Source organism: Pseudomonas sp. PS01297, from assembly GCF_029959305.1.
Lineage (GTDB): Bacteria > Pseudomonadota > Gammaproteobacteria > Pseudomonadales > Pseudomonadaceae > Aquipseudomonas > Aquipseudomonas helleri.
The window spans coordinates 43,098-51,994 of sequence record NZ_JASCPQ010000033.1; the positions used below are offsets into that span (position 1 = coordinate 43,098).

The 8,897-nt window shown below is 58.6% G+C and carries 7 protein-coding genes; 1 reads left to right on the forward strand and 6 read right to left on the reverse strand.

The window, feature by feature from the left end; genetic code table 11:
* The first annotated feature begins 195 nt into the window (after positions 1–195).
* Complete coding sequence (locus tag QMX84_RS12165; RefSeq protein ID WP_282363896.1) at positions 196–2,118, forward strand: methyl-accepting chemotaxis protein; 1,923 nt, start codon at positions 196–198, stop codon at positions 2,116–2,118.
* A gap of 36 nt (positions 2,119–2,154) precedes the next feature.
* On the opposite strand, the gene QMX84_RS12170 is transcribed toward QMX84_RS12165, so the two are convergent.
* The 6 genes from QMX84_RS12170 to QMX84_RS12195 form a co-directional block, all read right to left on the reverse strand.
* Positions 2,155–3,600, reverse strand: a complete 1,446-nt coding sequence (locus tag QMX84_RS12170) for a SulP family inorganic anion transporter (protein WP_282363897.1) — start codon at positions 3,598–3,600, stop codon at positions 2,155–2,157.
* A gap of 159 nt (positions 3,601–3,759) precedes the next feature.
* Positions 3,760–5,427: a gamma-glutamyltransferase gene (ggt, locus tag QMX84_RS12175; RefSeq protein ID WP_123752190.1), complete on the reverse strand. Its 1,668-nt coding sequence runs from the start codon at positions 5,425–5,427 to the stop codon at positions 3,760–3,762.
* A 153-nt stretch (positions 5,428–5,580) separates the two neighbouring features.
* Positions 5,581–5,850, reverse strand: coding sequence for a hypothetical protein (locus QMX84_RS12180; protein ID WP_123752189.1), 270 nt, complete (start codon positions 5,848–5,850; stop codon positions 5,581–5,583).
* A 356-nt stretch (positions 5,851–6,206) separates the two neighbouring features.
* The gene (locus QMX84_RS12185; protein ID WP_048372989.1) at positions 6,207–7,118 is read right to left on the reverse strand and encodes a LysR family transcriptional regulator; all 912 of its coding nucleotides are present in this window, start codon (positions 7,116–7,118) and stop codon (positions 6,207–6,209) included.
* A 101-nt stretch (positions 7,119–7,219) separates the two neighbouring features.
* Positions 7,220–7,810 (reverse strand): NAD(P)H-dependent oxidoreductase, encoded by a 591-nt coding sequence (locus tag QMX84_RS12190; protein WP_153335528.1) that lies wholly within the window; start codon positions 7,808–7,810, stop codon positions 7,220–7,222.
* A gap of 171 nt (positions 7,811–7,981) precedes the next feature.
* Positions 7,982–8,746, reverse strand: a complete 765-nt coding sequence (locus QMX84_RS12195; protein WP_282363898.1) for a sulfite exporter TauE/SafE family protein — start codon at positions 8,744–8,746, stop codon at positions 7,982–7,984.
* Positions 8,747–8,897: the final 151 nt, after the last annotated feature.

Genomic DNA, 8,897 nt, shown 5'->3' on the forward strand with positions numbered 1-8,897 from the left:
GTGAAAAAAGTCTTTAAACACACCTTTGATTGCCGTTTTGGAGGGCCTTTTTAACCACTGATCATTACGCATCAAAAAACGTTTCAGCTCTGCTCAACGCCGCCGATACAGCTCAACACACGTATTTTGCTGGGCCAAAAAAACAAAACCCTACAGCGAGAACAGATCCTGCGCGCACCGTTCCTGGAGATTGAAATGAACAGTTGGCTGAGCAACATCAGCGTCAACATGAAACTGGCCTTGGGCTTCGGCCTGGTTTTGGCCCTCACCTGCCTGATGGCAATCAGCAATTGGTTCAGCCTGGGGACATTGATTGACCGCAGTAACTGGATGACCGATATCACGCAACTCAACAGCGCGCTGACCAACCTGCGGGTCGCACGTTTGCAGTACATGTTGACCAATGGCGACGAGACCGCCGCACAGAACGTGCAGACCAATCTGGAAGCCTTTGAGGCGCAGCAAAAACAACTGCTGAACACGTTCAAGAGCCCTGAAAACCTCAAGTTGCTGAACGAGCAACACGACCTCATCACCCGCTACCAAAGCGCCCTGGTGGCGATGCGCAAGGCTTACGTTGAGTCTGCGGTGTCGCGTGAGCGCATGGATCGCAGCGCCAAAACGACGCTGGCCGACATCGCCACGCTGGACGCCCGCACTTTGCAACGCCCGGCGGGCGAAGAAGGGCGTTTTGAGCAGTACCAGGCGGTCACCAAAGTGCGCGAACAATTCCTTATGGCCCGCGATCTGGGCCGCGCCTACATTGCCTCGCCCACGCCTGCGACCGAACAGGCTGCACGCAGCCAACTGGCCGCTGCGACGGCCAGCCTTGCGGGGTTGAACGCTTTTTTCAGCACCAGCGCCGCTGACACCTTGCGTGCGTTAAGTGATGCCATGGCTGAGTACACCCAGGCGTTGAAGGTATTCACTGACACTGACAACAGCATTATCGACCGCCGCAAAGACATGACGGACTACGGCAACGGCATCCTTAGCCGCAGCACCGAGCTGTACAACATTCAGCTGGAACGCCGTGACACCGACAGCGCCAGTGCCAACCGCCTGCAATTGATCAGCACCTTGCTGGTCTTGCTGCTGGGCGTGGTGGCGGCCGTCGTGATCACCCGCCAGATCACTCGCCCGCTGCGTGAAACCCTGGAGGTTGTTGAACGGATTGCCAGCGGCGACCTGAGCCACAACTTGCAAGTTACTCGCCGCGATGACCTGGGCATCCTGCAACAAGGTATTGCGCGTATGGGCACGACCCTGCGTGATTTGATCAGCGGGATCCGCGACGGCGTTACGCAAATCGCCAGCGCAGCAGAGGAGTTGTCTGCGGTCACCGAGCAGACCAGCGCCGGGGTCAACAGCCAAAAGGTCGAAACCGATCAAGTGGCCACCGCCATGCATGAAATGACCGCGACCGTGCAAGAAGTCGCACGCAATGCCGAGCAAGCGTCCCACGCAGCAGCCGCAGCCGACGACGAAGCCCGCGCAGGCGACAACGTGGTCAATCAGGCCATTGACCAGATCGAACGCCTGGCCGTTGAAGTCGGCCGTTCGACCCAGGCCATGGCCGTGTTGCAAACAGAAAGCGACAAGATCGGCAGCGTCATGGACGTGATCAAAGCCGTGGCCGACCAGACCAATCTGCTGGCGCTTAACGCGGCAATCGAGGCCGCACGCGCCGGGGATGCCGGGCGTGGATTTGCGGTGGTGGCCGATGAAGTGCGGGCCTTGGCGCAGCGCACGCAAAACTCCACCGAAGAAATTCAAACGCTGGTTGCAGCGCTGCAAAGTGGCACCCAGCAAGTGGCCGAGGTCATGAACAACAGCCGCACCTTGACCGACAGCAGCGTGAACCTGACCCGTCAGGCCGGCACTTCGTTGCAGGGCATTACCCGCACCGTGTCGAATATTCAGTCGATGAACCAGCAAATTGCCGCAGCCGCCGAGCAGCAAAGTGCCGTGGCAGAAGAGATCAGCCGCAGCATCCTCAACGTGCGTGACGTCTCAGAACAAACCGCGGCGGCCAGTGATGAAACCGCCAAGTCCAGCGTTGAACTGGCGCGGCTGGGGACACAACTGCAAGCAATGGTCAGCCACTTTAAGGTGTAACCGACCTGCACAAACCCTCTCCCACGGGAGAGGGTGTTAAACGTGAGGCACGCGGGCGCGCTTGAGCAGTTTTTTGCAGCGCTCCGACACATGCACAACGCGCAAATGCTTGCCCGCTTTGCGATAGCGCTCGCGCAACGTGTCCAGCGCGGCAATCGCCGAGTAGTCGACAAAGCTTAACTGGCTGCAATCCAGGGTCACGCTGGCGGGGTCTTCGGCCGGGTCAAACAGCTTGAGAAACGCCGTGGTCGAGGCGAAAAACAGGGTGCCGTGAACCCGGTACAGTTTGCTCTCGTCGCTTTGCACCGGCGTCTCGGCATACAGCTGCCGCGACTGTTGCCAGGCAAAGTTGAGCGCCGCGATGATAACCCCGCACATCACCGCAACCGCCAGGTCGGTAAACACGGTGATGACCGTGACCGCAATAATCACCAGCACATCGTTCAACGGGACTTTGTTCAGCACCCGCAAAGAGGCCCAGGCGAAGGTCTGTTGCGACACCACGAACATTACCCCGACCAGCGCTGCCAGCGGAATTCGCTCAATAAACGGCGACAAAAACAGCACGAACAGCAAGATCATCACCCCGGCCGTCACCCCCGACAGCCGCCCTCGCCCGCCCGAGCTGAGGTTGACCACAGTTTGCCCGATCATCGCGCAGCCGCCCATGCCACCGAAGGCCCCCGACACCATGTTCGCCGCCCCGAGCGCCACGCACTCGCGGTCCGGGTAACCCCGGGACTCGGTGATTTCGTCGGTCAAATTCAAGGTCAGCAGGGTTTCCAGCAGCCCCACCACAGCCATCACGATCGCGTACGGCGCAATGATGCGCAGGGTGTCGAGGTTCCACGGGATGTCCGGCAGGGCAAATGTCGGCAAGCTCCCGGCAATATGCGCCATGTCACCAAGGGTGCGGGTCGGCAGGCCCAAAAAGTACACCGCCAGCCCCACGCTCAAGATCGCAACCAGCGCCGGTGGCGCGGCGCGGGTCAGGCGCGGCAACAAATAGACAATGGCCATGGTCAGCGCCACCAGGCCGATCATCACGTACAGCGGCATGCCGCTGAGCCAGGTGTCGCCGTCCTTGAAGTGGTCGAGTTGCGCCATGGCAATGACAATCGCCAACCCGTTCACGAACCCCAGCATCACCGGGTGCGGCACCATGCGCACCAGCTTGCCGAGTTTGAGCAGCCCGAACGCCAGCATGATCAGCCCGCTCAGCACCACGGTCGCCAACAGATACTGCACACCGTGTTGCACCACCAGCGCCACGATCACCACTGCCATTGAGCCTGCGGCACCGGACACCATGCCCGGTCGACCACCGAACAGCGCGGTAATGGTGCAAATAATGAACGCACCATACAGGCCCATCAGCGGGTTGAGATGGGCCACCAGGGCAAAGGCAATGCACTCGGGCAGCAAGGCAAATGACGTCGTGAGCCCGGCCAGGACATCAGCGCGCAGACGTGAGAATTTCATGGGTTACCTAAAAGACGGGAGACGCGAAGGGAGAAAACGAGAAACGGATGGTAACAAATTGCGCAGAAAGTGAGAAAACTGTAGGAGCGAGCTTGCCTCGCGATCTTTTAGAAAGATCAAAAGATCGCGAGGCAAGCTCGCTCATACAGAGTTGAAAGGTTACTTCACGACTTTGCCTACGCCACGGCCGCGTGGGTCGGAGGCTGTTTCCAGGGCGGTGCCGTTAACACGGATGGCCTGGATGTCGCCCATGTTCCAGCCCTGATCTTCCAGGGTGTAGCCCATGGCTTTGAGCTCATCGGCGACTTTGCCGGTCAGCGGCGCGTAAGCGTCGTAGTAGATCGTGTCTTTAGGCAGCAACTGGTGATGCACGCGCTGTGCGGCCACGGCTTTTTCCAGCGGCAGGTCGTAGTCGTAGATGTTGTTCAGCACCTGAAAGATCGAGGTAAAGATCCGCGAACCGCCCGGCGTGCCGAGTACCAGCGTGACCTTGCCGTCGCGTGTGACCAGGCTTGGGCTCATCGACGACAGCATGCGTTTGCCCGGCTCGATGGCGTTGGCATTACCGCCCACCACACCAAAAGCGTTGGCCACGCCCGGCTTGGAGCTAAAGTCGTCCATTTCATCGTTGAGCAAGAAACCCGCGCCTTTAACCACAACGCCGCTGCCGTAATCCCAGTTAAGCGTGTAGGTGTTGCTCACGGCGTTGCCATCTTTATCGACGATAGAGAAGTGCGTGGTCTGATGCGGTTCCAGGCCCGGTTTGACCTTGGCGGTTTCGGAAATCGCTTTCGGGTTCACTTCTTTCGCACGCTTGGCGATGTACGCCGGGTCGGTCAGCTCAGCCACCGGCATTTTGCCGAAGTCCGGGTCGCCCAGGTAATCGGCACGGTCAGCAAACACGCGCTTTTCGATTTCCGCCAGCAGGTGAATGTACGGGGCCGAGTTCAGCTCCACACCTTTAAAGTCTGCCGCGCGGTCTTCTTTAATGCCGATCAGTTGCGCCAAGGCGATGCCGCCCGAACTTGGCAGCGGTGCGGTGTACAAGGTGTTGCCGCGGAAATCGACGCGCATCGGCTCACGCCAGCTGACCTTGTAGTCATTGAGGTCTTCTTTGGTGATCAGGCCTTTGTCTTTTTGCATTTGCGCGACCAGCAGGTCGGCAGTTTCACCGTGGTAGAACTCTTTGGCGCCTTTATCAGCGATGCGCTCCAGGGTCTTGGCCAATTCTGGCTGCTTGAAGGTTTCGCCCGGCTTCATGGTGCCGAAGTAATCACCGAAGTTGGTGGTGCCGTTAAACAGTGCCAGCGCATCTTCGCGGTACTGAAATTGCTGGTCGGCCACCTTGAAACCATTTTTTGCGTAACCCACGGCCGGGGTGATCAGCTCGGCCCATGGCAATTTGCCGAAGCGCTGATGCGCCTCCCACAAGCCCATGACCGTACCCGGCACGCCCGCCGCACGGGACCCTACCAGGCTGAGGTTTTCGATGACTTCGCCTTTGTCATTGAGGTACATATCGCGGCTGGCCGCTTTGGGGGCGGTCTCGCGATAGTCGAGGAAGTAGGGTTTGCCATCAATGAACAAGGTCATAAAACCGCCGCCACCGATGTTGCCGGCTTCGGGGTAAGTGACGGCCAGGGTGAAGGCCGTCGCGACGGCGGCATCGACCGCGTTGCCGCCTTTTTTGAGGATTTGCGCTGCCACTTCAGCGCCGTATTGATCCGGTGCAGCCACTGCGCCGCCTTCCAGAGTGACGGCATACGCCGAGGAGCTGGCGGCAATGGCCGCCGTCAAGGCCAGGGTTTTGAACCACACAATACGCATTCGCTACTTCCTTTTATTGTTATCAACTATTGCCGAACCTTGTCTGATTTCGTCAAAAATTTCAAACAGCAAAAGGAAAACTGCGCAGCGCTACACAAAAGCCGCAGACGGCGAAGGTGTTCAACCTCTACACCTTGCCGCCTGCACCCGCACCTAGGCGGGTGGTTGGTCCGCCAGCAGTGCATCGACCACACCACGCGCCAGCTCGACGCCGTGGGTAATGCGCCAGAGTTGCTCGGCTTCAAAGCCGCTGAGGCGCGAGCCAATATCGTCGGCGTTGAGTTCAGCGCCTTTAAGCAACAGCGAAACCTGCGTCAGCGCGTCACGCGCACCAATGCCGGAGTTGATACCGAACAGTGAGGTACAGGCGTGAGCAGCGGTATTAAGGGAATTTAGGGGTGGATCGGGGACGATTTTACTCATGCTAGGGCTCCAAACGTGTGGAGCTACCATCCCCCCGCTGTCAAACGGAACAGGTGGCAGCTATGTGCGGTTTGACAGACCGGGGGAGCTAGCAAAACCCGGCGCACTCGAAAGTGCCCCGCACACAGCCGCCATAACACGATGAACTGTTTATGACGCCGCCCAGCTAGTTCTGTTAGGCCTGTCAAAGCCGGCCACTGATGGTCAGTGACTCAGCGAGACTATCCACGCCTATCGAGTGCCGCAAGGCGGTCGGGATTCTCTCGGAAACTTCACTCAATAGAAAGCGATGCGTCAGGTGCAGACGTTGCTATATGTGTGGGTGTTGGCCTTAAACGTCTGTAGGAGTAAGCCCGTCAGTCTTTGAAATACGGCGCTGCATAGCTCGCCAGCTTGGTCTGGATAAAGTCCAGAAAGCATTGAATGCGCAACGCCAACTGCGAGTTGCGGTAGTACACGGCATGAATGGGCTGGCGATAGCCGCTGTTGAATTCGCCCAACAGCACCTGCAAGCGCCCGGCGCTGATGTCTTCGTGGGTCATGAAGTGCGACAGGCAGGCAATGCCCTGCCCTTGCAGCGCCAAGTGGCGAACGGTTTCGCCGCTGGAAGCGCTGATGGCCGGCTGGATGGGCCAGCGATCACCTTGGGCAAACCGCAACGGCCATTGGTTGAGGCCGTCGTTTTGGGTAAAGCCGATCAGGGTGTGGTTGGCCAGTTCGGCCACGCTGTTGGGCACACCGTGTCGGGCGATGTACTCGGGGCTGGCCAGAATGTTGAGCGGGCTGCAGCCCAATGAACGGGCGTGCAAGGTCGAGTCCGCCAGCGTGCCGATGCGGATCGCGATATCGGTGCTTTGCTCTAGCAGGTCGATGATCAGGTCGTTGCTGTTGAGTTCCAGTTGGATCTCGGGGTACAGCGCCCGGAATTCAGGGAGGTACGGCACGATGGCGTGCAGCATGAACGGCGCCGCTGCGTTGATGCGCAGACGCCCGGACGGTGTGCGCTGGTGCGAAATGAGGCGTTCTTCAAGCTCGTCCATTTGCTCAAGAATCAACTTGGCCTGCTCGAAGAAGAACTTGCCTTCTTCGGTCAGGTCCATGCGCCGCGTGGTGCGATTGATCAGCGTGGTCTCGAGCTTGGCCTCCAGCCTTGACAGCGTGCGGCTGACGGCCGAAGGCGTTTGCCCGGCTTGCTCGGCAGCGGCGGAGATCGAGCCGCACTCAATCACCGAGACAAATATTTGCAGCTCATCGGATCTGGCTTTCACACATGCCCCTCATTGATAACGACTGATAGTAGTCGCTAGTAGCCGCTGACGAGCGGAGCGAGGCTGCGATCGGCGGCGAAGCTGTCGTGAAATGCGTCAGGTTACACGTCGAGGCCGAAGACTTCGCTCAAGTGTTGCTCGTAACGCGCCGCGTCAACATCCGGTTGCGGGCGTTTCATGACGTCGACACACAGAAAGGTCGGCAAGCCGGTCATGCCCAAAAACTGGTTGGCTTTGTGGAATGGAAAGTACACCGCATCCACGCCTTTGCCTTCAAAGAAGTCGGCCGGGTCTTCAAACGCTTGCTGCGGTGCGTTCCAGGTCAGCGACAGCATGTACTGTTTGCCCTGGATCAAGCCACCGCTGCCATAACGCTGCGACGCATCGGAACGGGTGCGACCATCGCTGGCGTAGAGTTTGCCATGCCCCTGGGTGAAGACTTCGTCGATGTATTTTTTGACGATCCACGGCGCGCCCATCCACCAGCCCGGCATTTGGTAAATTACTACGTCGGCCCACAGGTATTTTTCGACTTCTTCGGCCACGTCGTAGCCTTCGTCGATGTGGGTGACGTTGACTTCAAAACCCTGACGATCAAAAAAGGCCAGCGCGGTGTCGTGCATGGTCAGGTTGTAGCGGCCATCGGAGTGGGCGAATTTTTTAGCGCCATTGAGTAACAGAATTTTTTTCATGAGCAGCCTCTTCAGGAGTTAACCCTCAGCGCTGTTGAGCGGCACGGGGGTCTTAAAGGTTTAAAACGTAGGGCAACGATATAGAGCCCAGCCTTTAGGAAAAACCCGCGTTAAAGCAAATTACCTTTGCGCACAGATCACGAATAACTATCAGATTGTTGCCAATCAGCTTTAGCCGCTGATCAATAAATGAGCACCCAACACGGCCATGCCGACAAAGAACACGCGCTTGAACAACGCGGCGCTGATGCGTTGACGCAAACATTGCCCCAGCCACATGCCCAGCATCGCGGGCAACAGCGCCAGCACCGAGGCATTCAGTTCGCCACCGCCCAACGCGCCGCGCCAATAAAGCCCGGCCGCCAGGGCAAGGGTCGAGACGCTGAAGGACAAACCCAAGGCCTGGACCAATTGGTTTTTGTTCAAGCTCAGGGCTTGCAAGTACGGCACGGCAGGAATCACAAAGACGCCGGTGGCCGAGGTGATGATACCTGTGATCAACCCACAGACCGGTCCCGCCCAGCGCTCGGCAGACGCCGGCACGTGCAGGGCTGGTAGAAACAGCCCGACCAGGGCGTACAGCAACAAAGCCGCGCCCAGTGCGCGCACGGCCCAACCGCCGCTGTCGACGCTCAGCCACAGCACGCCAAGCCCCGTACCCAAGAAGATGCCCACTTGCATGGACCACAAGCGCTTGATCAGCTCGCGCAGTTGCCCGCCGGCCACCAGTTGCCAGGTATTGGTGACGATGGAAGGGATGATCAGCAGCGCTGCAGCCTGCGCCGGAGCGATAGCCAGACCGAGCATGCCCATGGCGACGGTGGGCAAGCCCAGGCCAATCATGCCTTTGACCGTTCCCGCCAGCAGAAAAGTGATCATCACCAGCAGTGACAAGGCCCAGCCCAAGTGTTGGTAGTACGCGATTAATGTATTCATGTGGCCATGCTGGGGGATGGCGCAAGGTTTGAAAATGCGTCATACATTGAGTCAGACTCTTGCTTAGCAATAGGCAGAACAATCCCCCCTGTAGGAGCGAGCTTGCCTCGCGATCTTTTTAAAAGATCAAAAGATCGCGAGGCAAGCTCGC